The sequence below is a fragment of the Streptococcus parapneumoniae genome (genome assembly GCF_037076355.1).
Classification (GTDB): Bacteria; Bacillota; Bacilli; order Lactobacillales; family Streptococcaceae; genus Streptococcus; species Streptococcus parapneumoniae.
This window is the reverse complement of record NZ_AP026968.1, coordinates 1,071,442-1,093,840: the sequence shown is the minus strand read 5'-3', so window position 1 is coordinate 1,093,840 and position 22,399 is coordinate 1,071,442. Positions and strand designations below refer to the sequence as shown.

The window sequence follows — 22,399 nt, the reverse complement described above, 5'->3', positions numbered from 1 at the left end:
ATGTGGAGGATTAGAATTGTCATTATTAAAAAAGATAAATTTTCCATTCGGAAAATAAAGGGTATTGTTGGTTCGGTATTCTTGGGGAGTCTTTTATTTGCACCGTCAGTTGTTGGTGCATCGACTTATCATTACTTGGATTATAGTACTTTGACACAAACTGAACGTGATCAACTCAAACAAGGTATACCTGATGAATCAAAAGAGTCATATGCTTTGGTTTATGAAAAAGACGTATTACCAAACACAGGAAGTTCTCAATCTATTATGACTGCATTGGGTTTGTTAGCTATCGGGAGTCTTATTGTGATTATCACAAAAGATAAAAATAGACAAAAAATAGCTACATTTTTGATTGTAGGGGCGACAGGTTTAGTTACACTATCAACTGCTTCAGCACTTAATTTGAATGCTAACATCCATGAGTCTGGACGTGATGGTGTGTTGCAAATTTCTGGTTACAGATATGTTGGTTACTTGGAGCTTGATGATAGAGCTATTTCGTCAGTTTCTCCAGCATCAACTGTTTCGCCAGTTGAGCAACCCAAAGTTGTAACAGAGAAAGGGGAACCTGAGGTTCAACCAGCCTTACCAGAGGCTGTTGTAACCGAAAAAGGCAAACCTGAAGTTCAACCAGCCTTACCCGAAGCAGTAGTCACAGAAAAGGTTGAACCTGCAGTTCAACCAGAATTACCCGAAGCTGTTGTAACTGACAAAGGGGAACCGGAAGTACAACCAGCCTTACCCGAAGCAGTTGTAACTGACAAAGGCGAACCGGAAGTTCATGAGAAGCTTGACTATACGCAACCAATAGGTGCAAACCTTGTTGAGCCTGAAGTTCATGAGAAACTAGCATACACTGAACCTGTAGGTACAACAGGAGTGGACGAAAACGGAAACTTGATTGCACCACCTGTTAACGACATTCCAGAATACACTGAACCTGTAGGTACAACAGGAGTGGACGAAAACGGAAACTTGATTGAACCACCTGTTAACGACATTCCAGAGTATACTGAACCAATATCTACAGTTTCAGAAGTTGCATCAGAAAGAGAAGAGTTGCCTTCTTTACATACCGATATTCGGACAGAGACTATTCCTAAAACCACTATAGAAGAATCTGATCCTAGCAAATTTATAGGCGATGATTCTGTTAGACAAGTTGGTGAGGATGGCGAACGTCAAATTGTTACTAGCTATGAAGAGTTACATGGCAAAAAAATCAGTGATCCAGTTGAAACAGTAACAATTTTGAAAGAAATGAAGCCTGAAATTCTTGTAAAGGGTACAAAAGAAAAACCTAAAGAAAAAACGGCTCCTGTTTTGACTTTGGAGCGAACAGATACGAATGTATTAGACCGGTCCGCAACTCTTTCTTATCATTTGGTTAATACAGATGGAGTCACAATCAATAAAATTACTGCGATAATTAAAGATGGAAATGAAATTGTCAAAACAGTAGATTTGACTTCAGAGCAGTTAAATAAGCAGGTAGAAGATTTAAAATTCTACAAGGACTATAAGATAGAGACCACTATGACCTATGACCGTGGCAAGGGAGAAGAAACTGCAACATTAGAAGAGAAACCACTTCGCTTGGATTTGAAAAAAGTTGAAATTAAAAATATTTCATCTACTAATTTAGTGAAGGTAAATGATGATGGTACTGAAACACCTAGTGATTTCATGAGCGAAAAACCTTCTGATGAAGATGTGAAGAAAATGTACTTAAAAATCACTAGTCGTGATAATAAAGTAACACGTTTAGCAGTTGATAAAATTGAGTTAGTAACTGAAAAAGAAAAAGAACTTTATAAAATTACAGCAACCGCTCAAGATTTAATTCAACATGTTGATCCATCTAAGACTAGAAATGAATACATTCATTACATTGAAAAACCAGTTCCAAAAGTTGATAACGTTTATTATAACTTTAAAGAATTGGTAGATGCTATGAATGCTGATAAAAACGGTACATTTAAAATCGGTGCAGATTTGAATGCAGAAAATGTACCAACGCCTAATAAAGAATATGTACCTGGGACATTTAGAGGTACATTGACCAGTGTAGAAGGTAATCAGTATTCAATTCATAACATGAAACGTCAATTATTCGGTGGTATCGAAGGTGGTTCAGTTAAAAATATTAACTTAGCAAACGTTAATATCAATATGCCTTGGATTAATGATATTTCAGCACTTGCTAAGACTGTTAAAAATGCGACAGTTGAGAATATCAAGGTTACTGGTAGCATTCTTGGAAACAATAGTATTGCTGGTATTGTTAATAAGATTGATCGTGGTGGCCTGTTAAGAAATGTAGCATTTATCGGTAAATTGCAGGCTGTTGGTGATCGTGATTGGAATTTAGCTGGTATTGCTGGTGAAATTTGGAAAGGTAACTTAGATAGAGCATATGCTGATGTAACAATCACAGGTAAACGAGCTAGAGCTGCTGGACTTGTTGCGAAATCTGATAATGGTATGGATAATTTCACTGTAGGAAAAGAGGGCTCTGTTCGTCATTCAGTTGCTAAAGGTACAATTGACATTGATAATCCAGTTGATGTTGGTGGGTTTATCAGTTCTAACTGGGTATTAGGGCAAATTGAAGATAACGTATCAATGGTGAAAGTTTCTAAAGGTGAGATCTTCTATGGTTCAAGAAATATAGATGACGAAGGTGGTTACTTCTCAGGTAATAGACTTGAAAATGATTTCGTTGTTCGTGATATGAGTACAGGAGCCTCTTCATATCAACGTTCTAAACGTGTTAAAGAAATTAGTTTAGAAGAAGCTAATAAGAAAATTAAAGGGTACAATATAACAGCTAGTGGATTTGAAATTAGTGCTCTTCCTGAAGATACGCTTAACCGTACAGCACCAAAATCAGAGGAATACAAATCAACTCAAGACTACAAATCCGAACGTGATTTAGCTTATCGTAATATTGAGAAACTTCAACCATTTTATAATAAAGAATGGATTGTCAACCAAGGTAACAAACTTGCAGAAGATTCAAACTTAGCTAAGAAAGAAGTCCTTTCTGTTACGGGGATGAAGGATGGTCAATTCGTGACCGATTTATCAGATATTGATAAAATAATGATTCACTATGCAGATGGCACTAAAGAAGAAATGGTGGTCACACTCAAGGATTCTAAAGTCCAACAAGTGCGTGAATATAGCGTATCTGGTCTTGGTGATGTTGTTTATACATCGAATATGGTTGTTAAAAATCGAGACAAACTGATTGCAGATGTGAAAGAGAAGTTATCTTCAGTCACATACGATTCGCAAGATGTTCGTAAAATTATTGGAAATCCAGCTGATTTGTATCTAGAAGAAAGCTTTACTGACGTCAAAGACAATCTTGATAAATTTGTGAAAGCTTTAGTCGAAAATGAAGATCATCAATTGAATAGTGACGAAGCTGCGATGAAAGCACTTGTGAAGAAAATTGACGATAATAAAGCGAAAATTATGATGGCTCTATCTTACTTGAACCGTTACTATAACATTAAGTATACTGACAACAGTATGAGTATCAAAGACATTATGATATTTAAACCTGACTTCTACGGTAAAACACCAAGTGTGTTAGATCGCTTGATTAACATCGGGTCTAGCGAGAAGAACTTAAAGGGTGACCGAACTCAGGATGCTTATCGTGAAATCATTGCAAGTAATACTGGTAAAGGTAGTCTTCGTAACTTCCTAGAATACAACATGCGTTTGTTTACAGAGGATAAAGACATCAATGATTGGTTTATCCACTCAGCTAAGAATGTTTATGTGTCAGAACCTAAAACTACAAATCCTGACTTTGTCAATAAACGTCATAGAGTCTTTGATGGTTTAGATAACGGTGTTCATGGTCGTATGATTTTACCACTTCTAACGCTTAAAGATGCCCATATGTTCTTAATTTCAACATATAACACGATGGCGTACAGTTCATTTGAGAAATATGGAAAACATACAGAAGAAGCTCGTAATGAGTTCAAAACTAAGATTGATGAAGTTGCACATGCTCAACAAACTTATTTAGATTTCTGGTCACGTTTATCATTATCTAATGTTCGTGATAGATTGCTTAAGAGTCAAAATATGGTTCCAACACCTGTATGGGATAACCAAAACTATCATAACGTCGAAGGTGTGAATCGTATGGGTTATGATAAGAATAATAAACCAATTGCACCTATTCGTGAATTATATGGACCAACTTGGAAATTCCATGATACCAACTGGTATATGGGAGCTATGGCATCTATTTTCACAGATCCTAATAATAATGACCAAGTTTATTTCATGGTAACTGATATGATTAGTCAGTTTGGCATTTCAGCCTTTACTCACGAAACAACACACGTGAACGATAGAATGCTTTACTTCGGTGGTCATAGACATCGTCAAGGTACAGACGTCGAAGCCTATGCGCAAGGTATGTTGCAAACACCTGATAAATCAACAACTAATGGTGAATATGGTGCTTTAGGTTTGAACATGGCTTATCATCGTGAAAATGATGGTGACCAATGGTACAATTATAATCCTGACAAGTTACAAACTCGTGAAGACATCGATCGATATATGAAAAACTATAATGAAGCACTGATGATGCTAGATCATGTAGAAGCAGACGCCGTACTTCCACAATTGAATGGTGATAATAGCAAGTGGTTCAAGAAAATTGACAGGGTTGATAGACATGTTGATGATTTAAATAAATTAACCGCTCCACACCAATGGGATAAAGTTCGTGACCTAAATGATGGAGAGAAAACTAAGCCATTGTCAAGTATTGATGATTTGGTTGATAATAACTTTATGACCAAACATAATAATCCTGGCAATCGTGTGTTCCGACCAGAGGACTTTACGCCTAATTCAGCATATGTTAATGTTCAAATGATGGCTGGTATTTATGGTGGTAATACAAGTAAAGGTGCCCCAGGTTCATTATCATTCAAACATAATGCCTTCCGTATGTGGGGTTACTATGGATACGAACATGGATTCATTGATTATGTTTCAAGCAAACATCAAGGCGCCGCTAATAACGACAATAAAGGTCTCTTAGGTGATGATTTCATTATTAAGAAGGTATCTAAAGGTGTATTTAATACTCTTGAAGAGTGGAAGAAACAATACTTCAAAGATGTTAAGTCAAAAGCAGAAAAAGGATTTGAAACTATTGAAATTGATGGTCGTCAAATTACAAATTATGCTCAGTTGAAAACTTTATTTGCTGAAGCTGTTCAAAAAGATCTTGATGGTCTGTCAGATCCGAAAATTAAAGATCATTTCAAAAATACAGTGGACTTGAAATCTAAAGTCTTTAAAGCCCTACTAAAAAACACAGACGGTTTCTTTAATAAACTGTTTAAAGAAGACATTTAAATGTTTAAAATATAAAGAGGACAGTTTTTGCTCCCTCTGAAAAGTCATCATTTGATGGCTTTTTTTCTATATAGGGTACTTGAAAGGCTATCATCGGACAAAATAAAGAAGGCATGATATAATATAAAGTAGATTTCTATGTCATAAAACAAGAACTGTTTGAACATCATTCATTTGAGAACTCTTTATGTTCAAACGATAGTAAAATAAAATAGGGTCTCTAAACCCTTGCTACGAAAGGAAAAAACTCAATGGCGACTATTCAATGGTTTCCTGGTCACATGTCTAAGGCTCGTCGACAGGTGCAGGAAAATTTAAAATTTGTTGATTTTGTAACGATTTTGGTGGATGCACGCTTACCTCTATCTAGTCAAAATCCTATGTTGACCAAAATTGTTGGTGACAAACTAAAACTCTTGATTTTAAACAAGGCAGACTTGGCCGATCCAGCAATGACCAAAGAATGGCGTCAGTATTTTGAATCACAAGGAATCCAGACGCTAGCTATCAACTCTAAAGAGCAAGTAACCGTAAAAGTTGTAACTGATGCTGCTAAAAAACTCATGGCTGATAAGATTGCTCGCCAGAAAGAACGTGGGATTCAGATTGAAACCTTGCGTACCATGATTATTGGAATTCCAAACGCTGGTAAATCAACTCTTATGAATCGTTTGGCTGGTAAGAAAATTGCCGTTGTCGGCAATAAACCAGGGGTTACCAAGGGACAACAATGGCTTAAAACCAATAAAGACCTGGAAATATTGGATACACCGGGGATTCTCTGGCCTAAGTTTGAGGATGAAACTGTTGCACTGAAACTAGCCTTGACTGGAGCTATCAAAGACCAGTTGCTTCCTATGGATGAGGTAACTATTTTTGGTCTTAATTATTTCAAAGAACATTATCCAGAAAAGTTGGCTGAACGCTTCAAACAAATGAAAATTGAAGAAGAAGCGCCTGTGATTATTATGGACATGACCCGCGCCCTCGGTTTCCGTGACGACTATGACCGTTTTTACAGTCTCTTCGTGAAGGAAGTCCGTGATGGCAAACTCGGTAACTATACCTTAGATACATTGGAAGACCTCGATGGCGACGATTAAAGAAATCAAAGAACTCCTTGCTACGGTCAAGGAGTTAGAAAGCCCTATTTTTTTAGATTTTGAAAAGGACAATCGCTCTGGAGTTCAAAAAGAAATCAGCAAGCGTAAAAAAGCTATTCAGGCAGAATTGGATGAGGATCTTCGCTTGGAATCCATGCTTTCCTATGAAAAAGAACTTTATAAGCAAGGATTGACCTTAATTACAGGTGTTGATGAGGTTGGTCGTGGTCCTCTTGCTGGTCCTGTAGTCGCTGCAGCCGTTATTTTACCTAAAAATTGTAAAATTAGAGGTCTCAACGATAGCAAAAAAATCCCTAAAAAGAAACATCTGGAGATTTTCAAAGCCGTTCAAAACCAAGCCCTGTCAATCGGAATTGGTATCATGAATAATCAGATCATCGACCAAGTCAATATCTATGAAGCAACCAAACTAGCCATGACGGAAGCTATCTCCCAGCTCAGTACTCAACCTGAGCATCTCTTGATAGATGCCATGAAACTGGAGTTGCCCATTTCGCAAACCTCTATCATCAAAGGAGATGCCAATTCCCTCTCGATCGCAGCTGCTTCTATAGTAGCCAAGGTAACACGTGATGAATTGATGAAAGAATACGATCAGCAGTTCCCTGGCTATGATTTCGCTACTAATGCAGGATATGGGACAGCTAAACATCTGGAAGGCCTCACAAAACTAGGAGTTACCCCAATTCACCGAACCAGCTTTGAACCTATTAAATCACTAGTTGCAGAAAAAGAAAACAGTTAATTGAAAGGAGATACCATGGAGGAACAGTCGGAAATAGTCCGTTCTAAGAAAGAATTCGCCTTTGCATCCAGCACTATACTATCCCAAGTTGGTCGAGGAATCATTGTTGGTCTCGTCGTAGGGATAATTGTTGGATCCTTTCGTTTCTTAATTGAAAAAGGCTTCCACCTGATACAAGGGCTTTATCAAGATCAAGCGCACCTATTTGTTAATTTATTTATTATCGCCCTGTTTTATCTAATCATCTGCTGGCTCAGTGCTAAACTGACACGCTCTGAAAAAGATATCAAAGGCTCAGGAATTCCGCAAGTCGAAGCCGAACTGAAAGGCCTCATGACCCTCAACTGGTGGGGCATTCTCTGGAAAAAATATATTCTAGGAATTCTAGCTATTGCCAGTGGACTCATGCTGGGGCGTGAAGGGCCAAGTATTCAACTGGGAGCAGTCGGTGGTAAAGGTATTGCCAAATGGCTCAAATCCAGCCCAGTGGAGGAACGTTCCTTGATTGCAAGTGGAGCTGCCGCTGGTCTAGCAGCAGCCTTTAATGCACCGATTGCTGGACTTCTCTTTGTGGTAGAAGAGGTCTATCATCACTTTTCACGCTTTTTCTGGGTTTCTACACTAGCAGCCAGTCTCGTAGCAAACTTTGTTTCGCTCCTAATATTCGGTTTGACACCAGTACTGGATATGCCTGATAATATCCCTCTCATGACCCTAGACCAGTATTGGATATATCTCGTCATGGGAATTTTCCTTGGACTTTCCGGTTTTCTCTATGAGAAAGCTGTATTAAACGTCGGAAGAGTTTATGACTGGCTTGGTCAAAAAATCCATTTGGATAGAGCTTATTATCCAATTCTGGCCTTCATTCTCATCATACCAGTCGGAATTTTTTTACCCCACATCCTTGGTGGTGGAAATCAGCTGGTACTTTCCCTAACTGAGCAAGATTTTAGTTTTCAAGTTCTATTAGCTTACTTTTTAATTCGCTTTATCTGGAGCATGATTAGTTATGGAAGTGGTCTTCCAGGAGGAATTTTCTTACCCATTTTGGCTCTCGGTTCCTTACTTGGTGCCCTAGTTGGTGTCATTTGTGTGAATATTGGACTTGTCAGTCAAGAGCAATTCCCTATATTTGTCATTCTAGGAATGAGTGGCTATTTTGGAGCCATATCAAAAGCTCCCTTAACCGCCATGATCCTCGTAACTGAGATGGTAGGAGATATTCGCAACCTCATGCCACTTGGTCTTGTCACTCTTGTTTCTTATATTATCATGGATTTACTCAAGGGTGCACCAGTCTATGAAGCCATGCTGGAAAAAATGCTGCCAGAAGAAGCGACAGATGAAGGAGAAGTCACACTTATTGAAATCCCTATTTCAGATAAAATAGCAGGAAAACAAGTACATGAACTCAACCTACCACATAACGTACTCATCACCACCCAAGTCCATAATGGTAAGAGCCAAACAGTTAATGGTTCAACCAGAATGTATCTCGGAGATATGATTCACCTAGTTATTCCAAAAAGTGAAATTGGGAAAGTCAAAGATTTGCTGTTATAAACTCTGTTTACATAATTTTTATTATGTAAAAACGAATTTCTTAATTAAATACATTAGAAAACCGATTTTCAGCAATGAGATCGGTTATTTTTTACAGATAAGATATTTCTCATACAAATAATTGAACTTTGGTAAAAATAAGACTATAATCAAGTTAGAAATGATAAAGTATAAAGCTAGAAAGGAGTTTACTGTATCAAATCTGTACAGTAAGATTAAAATCATGAAAAAGAAAACGATAGCAATTATACAATGCATTTTGTATCTCATAGCTCCTTATATATATCTTCAATTATGTAGAATGAACAGAAGTATCGTTACTGATAATCTCTTTTTTATTTTCCTTATTCTGTTGACTATTTCATTCTGGTTTAGTATTTGGAAACTAGAAAAAGCACTAGCTAATGATTCACAATAGAAACTCCAAAGATTTATATCCGTATTACACAGGTCTAAATCTTTTTTAAAAATCTCTACAACATCTTTCCGAAAAACTATAATTTTCTTGAAAAATATATAAGCCTATGCTATACTACTAGTAGACTTATTTATGGAGAAAATACATGAAACGTGAGATTTTATTGGAACGAATTGACAAACTAAAACAAATCATGCCCTGGTATGTTCTGGAATACTACCAATCTAAGCTGGCTGTGCCCTACAGTTTTACAACCCTGTACGAATACCTCAAGGAATACGATCGATTTTTTAACTGGGTTTTGGAGTCTGGTATTTCAAACGCTGATAAAATGTCTGATATTCCTTTATCTGTCTTGGAAAATATGTCTAAGAAAGACATGGAATCTTTTATCCTTTACTTACGTGAACGTCCTTTGCTGAATGCTAATACAACCAAGCAAGGAGTTTCTCAGACAACCATCAATCGGACTTTGTCAGCACTTTCTAGTCTTTACAAGTATCTGACCGAGGAGGTTGAAAACGACCAGGGCGAACCTTATTTCTATCGTAATGTAATGAAGAAAGTTTCAACCAAGAAAAAGAAAGAAACTCTTGCTGCAAGAGCTGAAAACATCAAGCAAAAACTCTTTCTTGGTGATGAAACAGAAGGTTTTCTAACTTATATCGACCAAGAGTACCCACAACAGCTCTCCAATCGAGCTCTCTCATCATTTAATAAGAACAAGGAACGTGATTTAGCAATTATTGCCCTTCTCTTGGCGTCTGGTGTCCGCTTATCTGAAGCTGTTAATCTGGATTTAAGGGATCTCAATCTCAAAATGATGGTTATTGATGTCACTCGAAAAGGTGGCAAACGTGACTCAGTCAATGTCGCTGCCTTTGCAAAACCTTATCTAGAGAATTATCTAGCCATTCGTAATCAACGCTATAAGACAGAAAAAACAGATACAGCCCTTTTTTTGACACTCTACAGAGGGGTTCCCAATCGTATCGATGCTTCCAGTGTGGAAAAGATGGTTGCTAAGTACTCTGAGGACTTCAAAGTGCGTGTAACCCCCCACAAACTACGACATACCCTAGCAACTAGGCTTTATGATGCGACTAAATCGCAAGTTTTGGTTAGCCATCAGCTAGGACATGCCAGTACACAAGTCACTGACCTCTATACCCATATCGTCAATGATGAACAAAAAAATGCCTTGGATAGTTTGTGATTTTACGTAATATAACTTATGTAAAATATTTATCAAAAAAAGAAGCTGCTAAAAATAAGCAACTTCTTTTTCTTTATATCTGATACCAGTAAAGTAGCGTAGAATATCAATTGTTTCTATCTTTTTGAAGTTCTCGTCTACCTACTACTAATTAAAATAATGCAGATAAGGAAGGATATTTTTGCTTGTAGGAATTCTAAAAATCAAGCTTTTCTGGATTCAAATCTCTTCATAATCACAGTTAAACGCCAACGGTAGAGAGCCCCGCTCACGATTAGACTAATAATCAAACCAATCCAGTAAGAATAAGCTCTAAAATCTGTTAGAGAGTCGAATACCATAGCTACTGGGAGTGTCACCCCCCAGTAACCAACCAAACCAAGGTAAAAAGGAATAACGGTATCCTTATACCCCCGTAAAATTCCCTGAAGCGGTGCCGCAAAGGTATCTGCTAACTGGAAGAAAAGACTATAAGTCAAAAAACGTGCTGTCAAATCGATAAATTCTGGGTCGTTCCCATAAAGACTAGCCACATTTCCCCTAAAAATGTAAAGGAAAGATAAGGTGAAGGCCGCAAAAATAAGGGCTGTCCATCTTCCTAGACCAATATAGGTTTTCGCATCATCAAATCGCTTGGCTCCCACTTCATAAGACACGACTATCGCCATAGCCGATGAGATACTCATAGGAAAGGCGTACATGAGACTTGAAAAGTTCATGGCTGACTGGTGGCTAGCGATAATCAAGGACGAGAACTTAGCCATAATCAAGCCAACCACGGAAAAGATAGCTACTTCCGCGAAGACAGTCCCCCCAATAGGCAGACCTAAACGAACTCCTTCCTTGATTTTATCCATATTAAGTGGAATTCTTTTCTCAAGGTGTAAGGCTTTGAGCTTCTCCTGTTTAAATAAAACCAGAACAGAAATTCCCAACAAGACCCAGTAGGCCAAAGAAGTCCCTAAACCAGCACCAGCACCTCCCAGTTCTGGAACACCAAAGGCCCCGTAAATCAAAAGATAGTTAAATCCACTATTGAGAGGAAGTAACAAAAGCATGAGATACATAGACAGTTTGGTCAAGCCCAGCGAATCCAGCAAGGAACGAATGACACTAAAGAGCAACAAGGGGATAATCCCGATAGATAAAAACCAAAGATAGCGAACCGCTACTGCCGCCACTGGTGCTTCTAACCCAATATGATTCAAGATTGGTGGTGCCAAGAAAAGCACCATCCCCAGCAAGACCACAGATAGACCCAAGGCCAGATAGATGAACTGGTAAAAATCAGACGCAACCTCTTCCTTTTTGCCTCGCCCAAGATGGTGACCAATGATGGGTACCAGGGCTGACACAATCCCTGTCAGGAATGTAAAAAAAGGATTCCAGATACTGGTTGCCATAGACACACCAGCCAAGTCCATGGTATTGTATTGGCCAGTCATAGTCGTATCAACAAAGGATGCAGAATAATTGGCAAATTGATAAATCAGGATAGGGAAGAAAATTTTTAAAAATAATACTAACTTCTCTCGTAAACACTTTGTCTTATACATACTTCTCTTTCTATTCTGATTTATCTAAACCAAAGAGTTTCAGACCATAGTTTTTCAAACTTAGCGGAGGGTTATTAGATTTTGAAGTAGTATGCCAACACGCACATATACGACAATAATAGCTTCTAACTAAACCTCCATTATCATATTGAACCGCATGGTCAGCTTTTTCTTTAGTTTCATATTGAATTTTAGAACGATTAGATGCGGGACAGTAAATTCCGCTATTAGATTTTGCTTTTCTCTCCCTACGTTTTCGAAAATAATTCATATTCCAACTCCTATCAAGCTTGATAGACGATTTGTCCCTTACAGATGGTATATTTAACCTGCCCTTTTAAGGTTTCACCTATGAATGGTGAATTAGCTGCTTTGGAAGCAAAATGGGAGTCCACAAGGCGGTCAGCCTTGGCATCAAAAATAGTGATATCTGCTGGACCATTCTCAGCCAAGTAACCTGCTTCAAAGTTGTAAAGCTTGGCTGGGTTGTATGTCATCTTTTCGAGTAATTCCATCAAACTTAACTCACCAACTTCGACCAAATAAGTCAATCCGAGAGAAAGAGATGTTTCCAAACCTGTCATACCAGATGGTGCTTTGGTGATATCCTCAACATTTTTTTCATCCGCATGGTGAGGCGCGTGGTCTGTCGCAATAACGGTGATGACACCTGACTTGAGACCTTCAATTACGGCACGACGGTCTGATTCCAAACGAAGCGGCGGATTCATCTTAGCATTGCTACCTTGTGTCAAAAGAAGTGCTTCTGTCTTAGAAAAATGCTGTGGCGCTACTTCTGCTGTGACTTGCGCTCCCAATCCTTGAGCAAACTCCACTACTTTAACACTTTCTTCCTTAGACAAATGTTGAATATGAACATGGGCCTTGGTTGCATAGGCAATCATGACATCACGCGCCATCATAGCATACTCAGCCACCCCAGTTGCACCGCAGATATGGAAATGTTCTTTAGCAATATTTTCGTTAAAGCCAAGAACACCGTTCAATCCTGGATCTTCCTCATGGAGACTAATAAAGGTATTAAGCTTTTTGGCTTCCTCCATGGCTTCCTTGACAACTTTACTACTTTCAAGCGGGATACCGTCATCAGAAAAACCAACCGCACCAGCTTCTAACAGCGCCTTAAAGTCAGTCAAATCTTGCCCATTAAAATTCTTAGTAATGGTCGCAACTGTCTTAACATTAATCTTCTCTTTGGCAGCTGACTGGAGAACTTCTTGCAAAGTCTCCACGTCTGAAATGGTTGGACTAGTATTAGCCATCATGACAACCGTTGTAAAACCACCTGCAGCGGCTGCTAGGGCACCCGTATGGATATCTTCTTTATGAGTTTGTCCAGGTTCACGGAAATGAACATGAATATCGACCAAGCCAGGAGCAACTACAAGACCAGTAGCATCAATTATCTCTGCTCCTTCTTCTTTAATCTCAGGCGCAATTTTGACAATTTTCCCATCTCGGACCAAGACATCACACACTTGATCCAAACCAGACTTGGGATCCATTACACGACCATTTTTGATTAGTAGCATCTGCTTTCTCCTTTATTCATAGAAATCAACTTGGGTATCCAACAATTTATCCCCATCATAAACAAACTTGGCTGAAAAGAAGGGTTTGTCCTCTAAAAGCCACTCAACAAAGGTGTGGTCACCTTCCCAAGTTGGCTTGCTCAAAACTTCATCATAGGGAACCCATTCTAGCGTTCCCTCGTTACAGTCAATTAAGTCACCCTCGAACTCCGTCACCTTAAAAACATATGTGTACCAGTCTAAATCTGGCGTAAATTCAGGAAAAGTGATAACACCTTTTAGAACTGGCTTGGCTTTCAGTCCCGTCTCTTCGAGGATTTCACGCGCCGCGCATTCCTGAGGTGTCTCACCACGCTCCAGCTTACCACCCACACCAATCCATTTCCCTTCATGGACATCATTGGGTTTCTTATTACGGTGGAGCATAAGCAGTTCTTTCCCGTTATCAATGTAGCAAATTGTCGCTAACTGAGGCATATTTTCTCCTTATCTAAGCCAATCGATTGGCTCTTGTCCTGTTTCTTTTAAGAATGCATTGGTCTTGGAAAAAGGCTTGGAACCCCAAAATCCTCTATAAACTGACAAAGGACTGGGATGGGCTGATTCGATAATCAAGTGATGAGGATTGGTAACTAAGGCCTTCTTCTTACGTGCATAAGCTCCCCAGAGTACAAAAACGACTGGTTTATCTAATTGATTGACCACCTGAATCACAGCATCTGTAAAGGGCTCCCATATCTGCCCAGCATGACCATTGGCCCGTCCAGCAGGAACCGTCAAACAAGCATTAAGAAGCAAGACTCCTTGCTCAGCCCAAGCTGTCAAATCATGGGATTTCTTAACACCAAGATCATCTGACAATTCTTTCAAGATATTTTGCAAGGATGGCGGAGCTGGGATAGAGTCAGGTACAGAAAAACTCAAGCCCTGCGCCTGACCTGGCCCGTGATAAGGATCCTGCCCTAGAATCACCACCTTAACTTCTTCAAGCGGTGTTGTCAAGAGAGCCTGAAAAACCTTTTCCTTGGGTGGATAAACAGTCTCCTGAACATAGACCTGATTCATAAACTGATTGATTTTCCTAAAATAGCCCTCAGGTAATTGCGCCTTAATCAAAGCATGCCAAGACGAGTGTTCCATAGCCGACTCCTTCGTTTGTACTGCCTCTATTATAGCAAAAAGTGGCTATCTAAACCACTTTTTACAGTTTATCTAAACAATCCAGCAAGTCTTGGTAAGAATGGACTTCGTAGGTTGGCTGGGCTTGTGTGGGATTTTCGAGGTGATGAGGATTGTACCAAATCGTATCAATTCCAGCATTATTGCCACCTTGAATGTCGGCGGTTAGGGAATCTCCAATCATTAGGACTTTTTCTTTATTAAATCCAGCAATCTGTTGACCGATTTTTTCATAAAAAAGAACATCAGGCTTTTGTGTTTGCAACTGTTCAGAGATAAAGACTTGATTGAAATAAGGTGCTAGACCAGACTGAGCCAAACGCCCTGTCTGAATGGCAGTTATTCCATTTGTCGCAGCATACAGCTCATAATCTCGCTCGATAAGGCTATCCAAGAGTTCATGAGCGCCTGAAAAAGTTTGTCCCTGCTGGGCAAGGTAAAATTGGTAACGCTGGGCTAGAAAACTACCGTCTTTTTCCTGTCCAAAATAAGCAAATAAACGAGAAAAGCGCGTGTTAACCAGCTCTTGTTTACTGATTTTCTTTTGTTCCAAGTCCTTCCAGAGAGCCTTGTTCATAGGAACATAATAGTCTTTATAAGCCTGAATATCCGCAACCCCTTCTTCTTTTAGAAGTTGCGTTAAAGCCACATCCTCAGCAGCATCAAAATCAAACAAGGTGTGGTCGAGGTCGAAGAGTAGAAATTTGTAGGACAATTTGAGAGTTTTCCTTTCTAAGATAAACAACTTTCACTTCAGTCAGCTGTTTAATGTAAAAACTTAAAAGTGGTATAGTATCACAAAGAATAATCGTTCCAATTGATTAACTAATCCATACTATTCTAGTGAATTATAGAAAAATCTCCTATAAATTCGAGTAATAGTTAAAATACATACAAATATGACTCCCAAAATAGATAATACTATCTTCACAAAACTCATTTCCAAACCTATGACATATATATAAAAAAGAGGGGCTAATCCTACACATAGAGACAATAGATAACTACTAAATCTTATCTCTCCGATACCAGCAAAAAAATGTTTCATTTAAAATATCCCAATTTTACCTTTCATCTTTATAATCCACTAACAAATCTATTGACTTCTCATTTTTTTGAAAAATCTTGACAACAAATTTACTCCACTTAATGCTACTAAGACTTCAATGGGCAAAAAATAGTAATCCCATATCAAATGAGAAATCAGCAATGTTAGAAATAGTATACAGTCAATATAACTATTCTGAAAATACTCTGTAATTACATAATACAGAAACACCACAACCATCAAAATTAAAACAACCATCATAATACTATCATCCTGTTCTTAATTTATTGTCACTTTTTCTATCCCATTCATCAATAGCATTAAAAATCCAATCAAGAAATGATTACCTACTCACTAACGCTATTTCCAAAATTTCATTTTTGGGGGATTTAGTAACGCAATTCCAATTAGCAATACACCTAATATAAATAAAAGTATTTCCCAAAATTTATTCTCAGTTTTAATAAAAGGTATAAGATACATACTAACCAATATGGAACTTACTCCTAAAAGAGCAAAGACCACTCTGACTCTATCACTTAGTTTAAACATATTTAATTCCCCATAAAATAAGCAGTGGCTACGTTTACTGTAACATTCCCCCGTCTTTATGTAGAGATAAGCCTCCATCAAGACACCTCATCTCTTCTTACTCAATAGCAGTATAATTATTTGGTGATACGAGTTTCATAAGATTTCTCCTCTTTAACGTGGCATGGATAGGATAGTGTCCTAACGATAGACAACTTCGTTTTTTTCTCTTCGTCAGCTAGATAAGATATCCTTTCACTATTTGATTTTAAAGAGAACTAAGATTTAACCATATCTATCTCATTTCTTATTTTTAAATAACTCATACTCTTTTTCTCTGATAAAGGGAAGTGAGAAATTAGAAAAAATTAGTAGAATTGAAAATAGGTATCCGTCTTTTTGCATTGCTAAAACATAGCCTAAAAATAAATAGACCATCAAATCTAGTACAAAAAGAGAAAATATCCTCCTTTTCATTACCTTACTTTTCTTAAAGATTCTGTTTAATAGAATCTTTATCGTAGTATCTACACAAATTTTTATCAAAAAGATAAGAGCAAATACACGATTAGCAACTGTACCATGAAGAATAAATGGAAATATAGTTAATATAAAACTAGAAATCTCTAAATATTTTATCCAAGGAGATTGAGACATCTTACTTTTAAACTGACTGATTTTCCTATACTCGCTAGCTAATCTAGTATCAAAATCTTTACCAATTATATTAAAGATTAAGAACTCCAGGATAAAAATAACTATTAATACGATATAAGTAGAAACCTTTCCTGGGAAATATTTATTGATTAAAATCGGGAAACTCATTAACAGAATCGAATTTATGGCTAGACAGATAGATACTATTTTATTTTTCGCTGAATATATAGGGAGCGATACTATCGAATAGAGAAACGCTAAAAAAAGAAGCAAGAAATACTCCGTGCTGCTAATTAGCGGAGCCCTTAATGATAAAAATAGATAGACACCCCACACGATGATATGCGCTTTACGAATTGACTCTAGATTACTCATCTACCTACTCCTAATATGCAAAGAGAATCCATTTTTAGCTCACATTCTCTTTCCAACAAGTCATAAACGTTTCATGATATTTCTTTCTTCTACATTAGATAAAGTCGAAATACATTGTTAACAAATGAAAATATAATGATAAGGCTTTCTTTTACTTTAGACTACCATAAAACAAGCAATCTTTCAACAAAATTCATTGGCAAACTGCTATTCTAGAAGATTGACAGCTTAAATCTTTCAGAATCGAACAATCCTAACTATCGAACACCCTAACTTCATAAATATCTATGTTATTCTAGACCTAGAATTCCTATAAACTAAATGTTTTTGCACTATTCTAAGCCATTGATTGCCTTAAATTTTAATTTTTGAAGGATTCTAAAGCTAGAATGGTCCCATCACAATCAGTTTTGATTGATTCACAATTTAGAAACGCTATGATTCTACTCCTTTTACATTAAAAAGGAACTGCCCAAGCAATCCCTTTCTGATTTTGAAATTATTTACTTAAAATTTTATAGTTGAGATAATCAATAGCCCACCTATAAAAAGAGTTATAGTAAAATTTCTTATTTATTGATTTCAAGCTCCGACAACTGTGTTTGAATAACTGACAGTTCTGCACCAGCCTGAAGAAGAGCAGCTGCAGTATAGGCACCTTCTACAATTGGAACCCTATTGATGATGATACTTTTATCACTGAAATCAGCCACTATTTCTAAGTTCATTTTAGCAGAACCTAGGTCAAAAAAGGCTAATAAAGTATCTGCTGGATTTTCGGAAACAACCCTATCTACTTGATCAAAACTTGTTCCAATTCCTCCATCTTCGGTTCCTCCTACATAAGTAATCGGAACATCTTTAGCTACTTCACTAATCAGTTCAACAACACCTTGTGCAATGTGTTTGGAATGTGAAACGATAACAAGACCAATACTTCCCATTAAACCACCCCAGTTTCTAAAAGAGCAGTAAAGAGTAATCCTGATGAGAATGATCCAGGATCAATATGTCCAAGAGAACGTTCTCCTACATAAGATGCCCTTCCTTTAGTTGCAAGTAAATCTTTGGTAGCATTCACTACCTTATCAATAACCTCTTGAGTCAATTGACCAGCAGACAAAGCGGCAATAACAGGAGTCCAAACATCAACCATTGTCTTTTCTCCAACTTCTGCTTTCCCACGTTTGATAATCATATCCAAACCACTTTGTAAGATTTCTTCTAATTTCGAATTTGAATCAGCCTTGGCCATGCCCATAAAAGCAGAGCCATACAAGGGACCAGAAGCACCGCCTACCTTACTCAGTAATTGCATTGAGACAAGTTTAAACACATCACTGTTAGTCTCAAATTGCTTTCCTTCTAAGTTTTCCATAACTGCAGCCATGCCACGCGCCATATTTCCACCGTGGTCTCCATCTCCTATAGGAGTGTCTAACTCACTAAGGTAATCTTTCTGTTCTTGAATCTTTTCATTAAAAAGCTTCATCCATTCAAGAGCTTGTTCAACATTCATGCGACATTTCCTCCTTGAGTCTTACCAAGCTGGTGTAGTAACAGGTGCATTTAGAGCATCCAACCATTCATCATCTGCCAATCGAATCAATGTTAATGATAATCCAGCCATATCAATTGATGTCATATAGTTTCCAATTTTCTTAAATGCCAACTCAACACCTTTTTCATGGAGTAATTTAGCTACATCATTTGCAAATACGTATTGTTCCATAAGAGGCGTGCTTCCTAAACCATTGATGAGAAGCCCATAGCGTTCACCAGCCTTAAGTTGGAAACCTTCAGATAATTTTTCAACCAATTCTGAGGCCAATAGTGCTGAGGGTTGCATTTTCTCTTTTTTATATCCTGGCTCACCGTGAATACCAACTCCATATTCAAATTCATCATCTTCTAGAACAAAACCTGGTTTCCCAACTTCTGGAACAGTAGCGCCAGATAGAGCTAATCCAATTGTTTTAATTTCTAAGACAAGTTTGTCGGCCAAGTCCTTCATTTCAGCCAATGATTTACCAGAACGAGCTGCAGCCCCCAAAATTTTATGGACTAAAATAGTACCTGCAACACCTCGACGCCCTTGGGTATAGAGACTATTTTCAACAGCAATATCATCATCAACCACAACGCTTGCTACATCAATACCTTCCATTTCAGCAAGTTCTTGTGCAATTTCAAAGTTCATAATGTCACCAGAATAGTTCTTGATGACCATGAAAACTCCAGCACCTTCATCAGCCGCCTTAATGGCTTCTAAAATTTGGTCTGGAGTAGGTGAAGTGAAGACTGCTCCACAAATGGCAGCAGACAACATTCCATCTCCTACAAATCCAGCATGACTTGGTTCATGTCCTGAACCTCCACCTGAAATAAGTCCAACTTTTCCTGTCTTTTCTGCCTTTCTAACGATGACATCAAAACCATCTAAGCGTTCTACCAAGTCATCATGCATGAATGACAATCCCTGCAACATTTCATCAACAACTTGTGTCGGTTCATTTATAATTTTTTTCATGAGAAACTCCTTTCGGCATCTACCTTTGTTTTCGTTTTCATTATATATTTTTTATCGCTGGCTGATAAGGGACAGATTCTATTATTTGTCCCCTTTTAAACCCGTTTAAAACATTTTTTTGGTAAAATGAAGTAAGTAAAAGAAAGGTTTCCTATGGCATCATCACTCATTACAAAAAAACGGATTGCCAAGGCATTTAGAGACCTATTAGCTACTAGAGAATTTGACAAAATCTCTATTGTAGATATCATGGAATCAGCTGGCATTCGTAGACAGACCTTTTATAATCACTTTCTTGACAAATATGAACTGCTAGACTGGATATTTGAAACTGACTTAACCGAGTATATTACCAATAACTTGGACTTCATTTCAGGCCAAAAACTATTACAAGAATTATTTTTTTATTTCGAACAAGAGCGTGACTTTTATATTCAACTTTTTGATATTCAAGGGCAAAATAACTTCTATGACCACTTTATCAGCTACTGTCGCTTGCTTGTATCAAAAATTTTAAGAGAATACGGTCAGATTGATATCGATTCATCTGCTTATACTTGTTTTTTGTTAGACTATCATTCACATGCTCTAGCAGAAATCGTGAAGGTTTACGTCAATAAAAAAAGTCCAGTTCCACAACCAGACTTTCTAATCATGACAATTATTGGAAAGAGACCACAATGACATTTATTTCAAATCATAAACAGAAAATTATTTCAAGTTACATTTCGGCAACTGTCAGCAGTCATCCTGAATTAGAAAAACACCCTACTTTACCACTAGTCTATCAAAAAAATCGCAATCCTCATCAGGTTCCAATATTGTCGGGTGGAGGTTCAGGTCATGAACCTGCTCATATTGGATATGTGGGAGAAGGAATGCTTACCGCTGCTATCTACGGCCAATTATTTACTCCTCCTACAAGAACTGAAATCTTAGAGTCCATTCGTTTTTTAAACAATGGTCACGGTGTCTTCATCATTGTAAAAAATTTCGAAGCAGACATCAAAGAATTTAGCTCAGCCATTAACACTGCTAGACAAGAAGGAATCAAGGTCGGCTATAGTCTAGCACACGACGATATTTCTATTGAACCTCACAATAGATTTCAAATTAGAGGAAGAGGGCTTGCAGGGACAATCTTACTTCATAAAGTTCTAGGATATGCAGCTCAAAATGGTGCCGACATCGAGCAACTAACTGATTTAGGTCATGAACTTGCTCCCGAAATCGCAACAATTGGCTTTGCAACGAAAGCTGCTAGTCTCCCCCAAGCCATCCTTCCACTATTTAACTTGGAAGAAGGAAATATTTCCTATGGTATTGGGATACATGGCGAAGAAGGCTATCGTATCGTCCCATTCCAATCATCGGAAATCCTTGCAAATGAAATTATAAGCAAATTAAGATTGCACTATCATTGGAAACGTGGTGATCAATTTATATTGCTTGTAAATAATCTAGGCACTACTACCAACCTAGAAATGGGCATATTTATCAATGATCTCCTTCAACTCTTAGAAATTGAAGGAGTCACTATTACCTTTATAAAATCAGGAACATTTATGACCAGTCTGGATATGGCAGGTATATCCGTAACTCTTTGCCCTGTAAAAAATAAACAATGGTTAGAAGCTCTCAATGCTTCAACGACAGCTTTTGCATGGTAATTTGCTTGTATACCTCAAAAGGGCTACATCACTTGATGGCCCTTTGTTTTTATCTTATACTCAATGAAAATCAAAAAGCAAACTAGGAAACTAGCCACAGGCTGTACTTGAGTATGGCAAGGCGACGTTGACGCAGTTTGAATTTGATTTTCGAAGAGTATTACGTTTAAAAGAACTCATTCTTTCTATTTCAAATAGTCCATCTATCCTTTACAATTCTTCTGATGTGCTTTGAGTTTTTTCAGAGCCCAATCATAGTGGCTTGACGTGCTACTAACAAAGTAAGAACCTAGACTTGTCCCTCCCGTCCACTTATAGATACCTTTGGCAAAGAGTTCGTCATTACTAAAAACTTCTATCAACTCTAAAACCTCTCTATGTGATTGTTCTAGGAGTCTAGTCGCTTCTTCTAAGGAGGTTTTCTGGTGCTTCTTCCAAAAAGCGACATTCATTTGTCCATAAGTTTTCCAATTATAAGATTCAGGGAGAAAAGGTCTTTCGTGACCTTTTTGATTAGAATGTACCCAAGTTAAAAGTAATTGCTGCCATTCATAAAGATGAATCAAGACATCCCGCAGATTTTTATCCCTTTTCCAGTGAGCTTCTTTTTTCTTTGGGTCTCTTGAAAAATCAAATGGAGTCTGTAGCTCATCTTCACTTAGTTGGGAGATGAAGAGGTTGAGCTTTTCATAATTTTCCTTAGAGGTCAGCATTAGCTCCTCTTTTGTTTTCGGTCTAGGCACAGGAGTACTCCCTTCATTTTCAAGTAGCTTGAGGTGTTTTCTTACTTCATTATACCACAATAAAACTGGCTGTTTTTCT

The 22,399-nt window shown here is 37.7% G+C and carries 20 protein-coding genes; 7 read left to right on the top strand and 13 right to left on the bottom strand.

The features are described 5' to 3' along the window. The first annotated feature begins 15 nt into the window (after positions 1-15). The 5 genes from SP4011_RS05600 (at position 16) to xerS (ending at position 10,478) form a co-directional block, all read left to right on the top strand. Positions 16-5,409: an SIALI-17 repeat-containing surface protein gene (locus tag SP4011_RS05600; RefSeq protein ID WP_338620406.1), complete on the top strand. Its 5,394-nt coding sequence runs from the start codon at positions 16-18 to the stop codon at positions 5,407-5,409. 251 nt (positions 5,410-5,660) lie between these two features. Beyond that, positions 5,661-6,512 carry a ribosome biogenesis GTPase YlqF gene (gene ylqF, locus SP4011_RS05595; protein WP_338620291.1) on the top strand — a complete coding sequence of 284 codons (852 nt, stop codon included), beginning with the start codon at positions 5,661-5,663 and terminating at the stop codon, positions 6,510-6,512. Then, complete coding sequence (locus SP4011_RS05590) at positions 6,499-7,278, top strand: ribonuclease HII (protein ID WP_338620289.1); 780 nt, start codon at positions 6,499-6,501, stop codon at positions 7,276-7,278. The genes ylqF and SP4011_RS05590 overlap by 14 nt, the downstream gene beginning before the upstream one ends. 15 nt (positions 7,279-7,293) lie before the next feature. Then, positions 7,294-8,844, top strand: a complete 1,551-nt coding sequence (locus SP4011_RS05585) for a ClC family H(+)/Cl(-) exchange transporter (protein WP_338620287.1) — start codon at positions 7,294-7,296, stop codon at positions 8,842-8,844. 563 nt (positions 8,845-9,407) lie between these two features. Further along, positions 9,408-10,478 (top strand): tyrosine recombinase XerS, encoded by a 1,071-nt coding sequence (gene xerS / locus SP4011_RS05580; protein ID WP_338620285.1) that lies wholly within the window; start codon positions 9,408-9,410, stop codon positions 10,476-10,478. 203 nt (positions 10,479-10,681) lie between these two features. Here xerS and pdrM read toward each other — a convergent pair whose 3' ends face one another. From pdrM to dhaK, 12 genes are all read right to left on the bottom strand, one after another. Beyond that, the gene (gene pdrM / locus SP4011_RS05575) at positions 10,682-12,034 is read right to left on the bottom strand and encodes a sodium-coupled multidrug efflux MATE transporter PdrM (protein ID WP_338620283.1); all 1,353 of its coding nucleotides are present in this window, start codon (positions 12,032-12,034) and stop codon (positions 10,682-10,684) included. A gap of 10 nt (positions 12,035-12,044) precedes the next feature. Continuing rightward, positions 12,045-12,305 (bottom strand): hypothetical protein, encoded by a 261-nt coding sequence (locus SP4011_RS05570; protein ID WP_338620281.1) that lies wholly within the window; start codon positions 12,303-12,305, stop codon positions 12,045-12,047. Between the two features lie 13 nt (positions 12,306-12,318). Beyond that, the gene (locus SP4011_RS05565) at positions 12,319-13,587 is read right to left on the bottom strand and encodes a dihydroorotase (RefSeq protein WP_338620279.1); all 1,269 of its coding nucleotides are present in this window, start codon (positions 13,585-13,587) and stop codon (positions 12,319-12,321) included. A gap of 12 nt (positions 13,588-13,599) precedes the next feature. After that, positions 13,600-14,064, bottom strand: a complete 465-nt coding sequence (locus SP4011_RS05560) for an NUDIX hydrolase (RefSeq protein WP_001135768.1) — start codon at positions 14,062-14,064, stop codon at positions 13,600-13,602. 9 nt (positions 14,065-14,073) lie between these two features. Beyond that, entirely contained in the window at positions 14,074-14,727 is a 654-nt protein-coding gene (locus SP4011_RS05555) for a uracil-DNA glycosylase (protein WP_338620277.1), read from the bottom strand. Positions 14,728-14,788: 61 nt separating this feature from the next. Further along, positions 14,789-15,481 carry a YjjG family noncanonical pyrimidine nucleotidase gene (locus SP4011_RS05550; RefSeq protein ID WP_338620276.1) on the bottom strand — a complete coding sequence of 231 codons (693 nt, stop codon included), beginning with the start codon at positions 15,479-15,481 and terminating at the stop codon, positions 14,789-14,791. A 120-nt stretch (positions 15,482-15,601) separates the two neighbouring features. Further along, the gene (locus SP4011_RS05545; protein ID WP_338620275.1) at positions 15,602-15,814 is read right to left on the bottom strand and encodes a hypothetical protein; all 213 of its coding nucleotides are present in this window, start codon (positions 15,812-15,814) and stop codon (positions 15,602-15,604) included. A 48-nt stretch (positions 15,815-15,862) separates the two neighbouring features. Next, positions 15,863-16,075, bottom strand: coding sequence for a hypothetical protein (locus SP4011_RS05540; RefSeq protein WP_338620274.1), 213 nt, complete (start codon positions 16,073-16,075; stop codon positions 15,863-15,865). Between the two features lie 570 nt (positions 16,076-16,645). Then, positions 16,646-17,377, bottom strand: a complete 732-nt coding sequence (locus SP4011_RS05535) for a hypothetical protein (RefSeq protein WP_175880749.1) — start codon at positions 17,375-17,377, stop codon at positions 16,646-16,648. Between the two features lie 569 nt (positions 17,378-17,946). After that, a complete protein-coding gene (gene dhaM, locus SP4011_RS05530) occupies positions 17,947-18,321 on the bottom strand; it encodes a dihydroxyacetone kinase phosphoryl donor subunit DhaM (protein WP_055356826.1) in 375 nt (124 codons plus the stop codon). Continuing rightward, a complete protein-coding gene (dhaL, locus tag SP4011_RS05525) occupies positions 18,321-18,896 on the bottom strand; it encodes a dihydroxyacetone kinase subunit DhaL (protein ID WP_338620271.1) in 576 nt (191 codons plus the stop codon). Before dhaL ends, dhaM begins: the two co-directional genes overlap by 1 nt. 21 nt (positions 18,897-18,917) lie before the next feature. Next, a complete protein-coding gene (gene dhaK / locus SP4011_RS05520; RefSeq protein WP_247928887.1) occupies positions 18,918-19,907 on the bottom strand; it encodes a dihydroxyacetone kinase subunit DhaK in 990 nt (329 codons plus the stop codon). Between the two features lie 153 nt (positions 19,908-20,060). Between dhaK and dhaS the strand changes: the two genes are divergently transcribed. Both dhaS and dhaQ read left to right on the top strand, forming a co-directional pair. Further along, a complete protein-coding gene (dhaS, locus tag SP4011_RS05515; RefSeq protein ID WP_338620269.1) occupies positions 20,061-20,591 on the top strand; it encodes a dihydroxyacetone kinase transcriptional activator DhaS in 531 nt (176 codons plus the stop codon). Further along, positions 20,588-21,577: a DhaKLM operon coactivator DhaQ gene (gene dhaQ / locus SP4011_RS05510; protein WP_338620267.1), complete on the top strand. Its 990-nt coding sequence runs from the start codon at positions 20,588-20,590 to the stop codon at positions 21,575-21,577. The genes dhaS and dhaQ overlap by 4 nt, the downstream gene beginning before the upstream one ends. A 203-nt stretch (positions 21,578-21,780) precedes the next feature. Here dhaQ and SP4011_RS05505 read toward each other — a convergent pair whose 3' ends face one another. After that, on the bottom strand, positions 21,781-22,320 hold the full coding sequence (locus SP4011_RS05505) for a ClbS/DfsB family four-helix bundle protein (RefSeq protein WP_338620266.1): 540 nt from the start codon (positions 22,318-22,320) through the stop codon (positions 21,781-21,783). Between the last annotated feature and the right edge of the window lie 79 nt (positions 22,321-22,399).

Bases quoted from the DNA above. Each gene is read 5' to 3' on its own strand.
- ylqF (WP_338620291.1), top strand. From the start codon at position 5,661: ATGGCGACTATTCAATGGTTTCCTGGTCACATGTCTAAGGCTCGTCGA.
- SP4011_RS05590 (WP_338620289.1), top strand. From the start codon at position 6,499: ATGGCGACGATTAAAGAAATCAAAGAACTCCTTGCTACGGTCAAGGAG.
- SP4011_RS05585 (WP_338620287.1), top strand. From the start codon at position 7,294: ATGGAGGAACAGTCGGAAATAGTCCGTTCTAAGAAAGAATTCGCCTTT.
- xerS (WP_338620285.1), top strand. From the start codon at position 9,408: ATGAAACGTGAGATTTTATTGGAACGAATTGACAAACTAAAACAAATC.
- pdrM (WP_338620283.1), bottom strand. From the start codon at position 12,034: ATGTATAAGACAAAGTGTTTACGAGAGAAGTTAGTATTATTTTTAAAA.
- SP4011_RS05570 (WP_338620281.1), bottom strand. From the start codon at position 12,305: ATGAATTATTTTCGAAAACGTAGGGAGAGAAAAGCAAAATCTAATAGC.
- SP4011_RS05565 (WP_338620279.1), bottom strand. From the start codon at position 13,587: ATGCTACTAATCAAAAATGGTCGTGTAATGGATCCCAAGTCTGGTTTG.
- SP4011_RS05560 (WP_001135768.1), bottom strand. From the start codon at position 14,064: ATGCCTCAGTTAGCGACAATTTGCTACATTGATAACGGGAAAGAACTG.
- SP4011_RS05555 (WP_338620277.1), bottom strand. From the start codon at position 14,727: ATGGAACACTCGTCTTGGCATGCTTTGATTAAGGCGCAATTACCTGAG.
- SP4011_RS05545 (WP_338620275.1), bottom strand. From the start codon at position 15,814: ATGAAACATTTTTTTGCTGGTATCGGAGAGATAAGATTTAGTAGTTAT.
- SP4011_RS05540 (WP_338620274.1), bottom strand. From the start codon at position 16,075: ATGATGGTTGTTTTAATTTTGATGGTTGTGGTGTTTCTGTATTATGTA.
- SP4011_RS05535 (WP_175880749.1), bottom strand. From the start codon at position 17,377: ATGAGTAATCTAGAGTCAATTCGTAAAGCGCATATCATCGTGTGGGGT.
- dhaM (WP_055356826.1), bottom strand. From the start codon at position 18,321: ATGGGAAGTATTGGTCTTGTTATCGTTTCACATTCCAAACACATTGCA.
- dhaL (WP_338620271.1), bottom strand. From the start codon at position 18,896: ATGAATGTTGAACAAGCTCTTGAATGGATGAAGCTTTTTAATGAAAAG.
- dhaK (WP_247928887.1), bottom strand. From the start codon at position 19,907: ATGAAAAAAATTATAAATGAACCGACACAAGTTGTTGATGAAATGTTG.
- dhaS (WP_338620269.1), top strand. From the start codon at position 20,061: ATGGCATCATCACTCATTACAAAAAAACGGATTGCCAAGGCATTTAGA.
- dhaQ (WP_338620267.1), top strand. From the start codon at position 20,588: ATGACATTTATTTCAAATCATAAACAGAAAATTATTTCAAGTTACATT.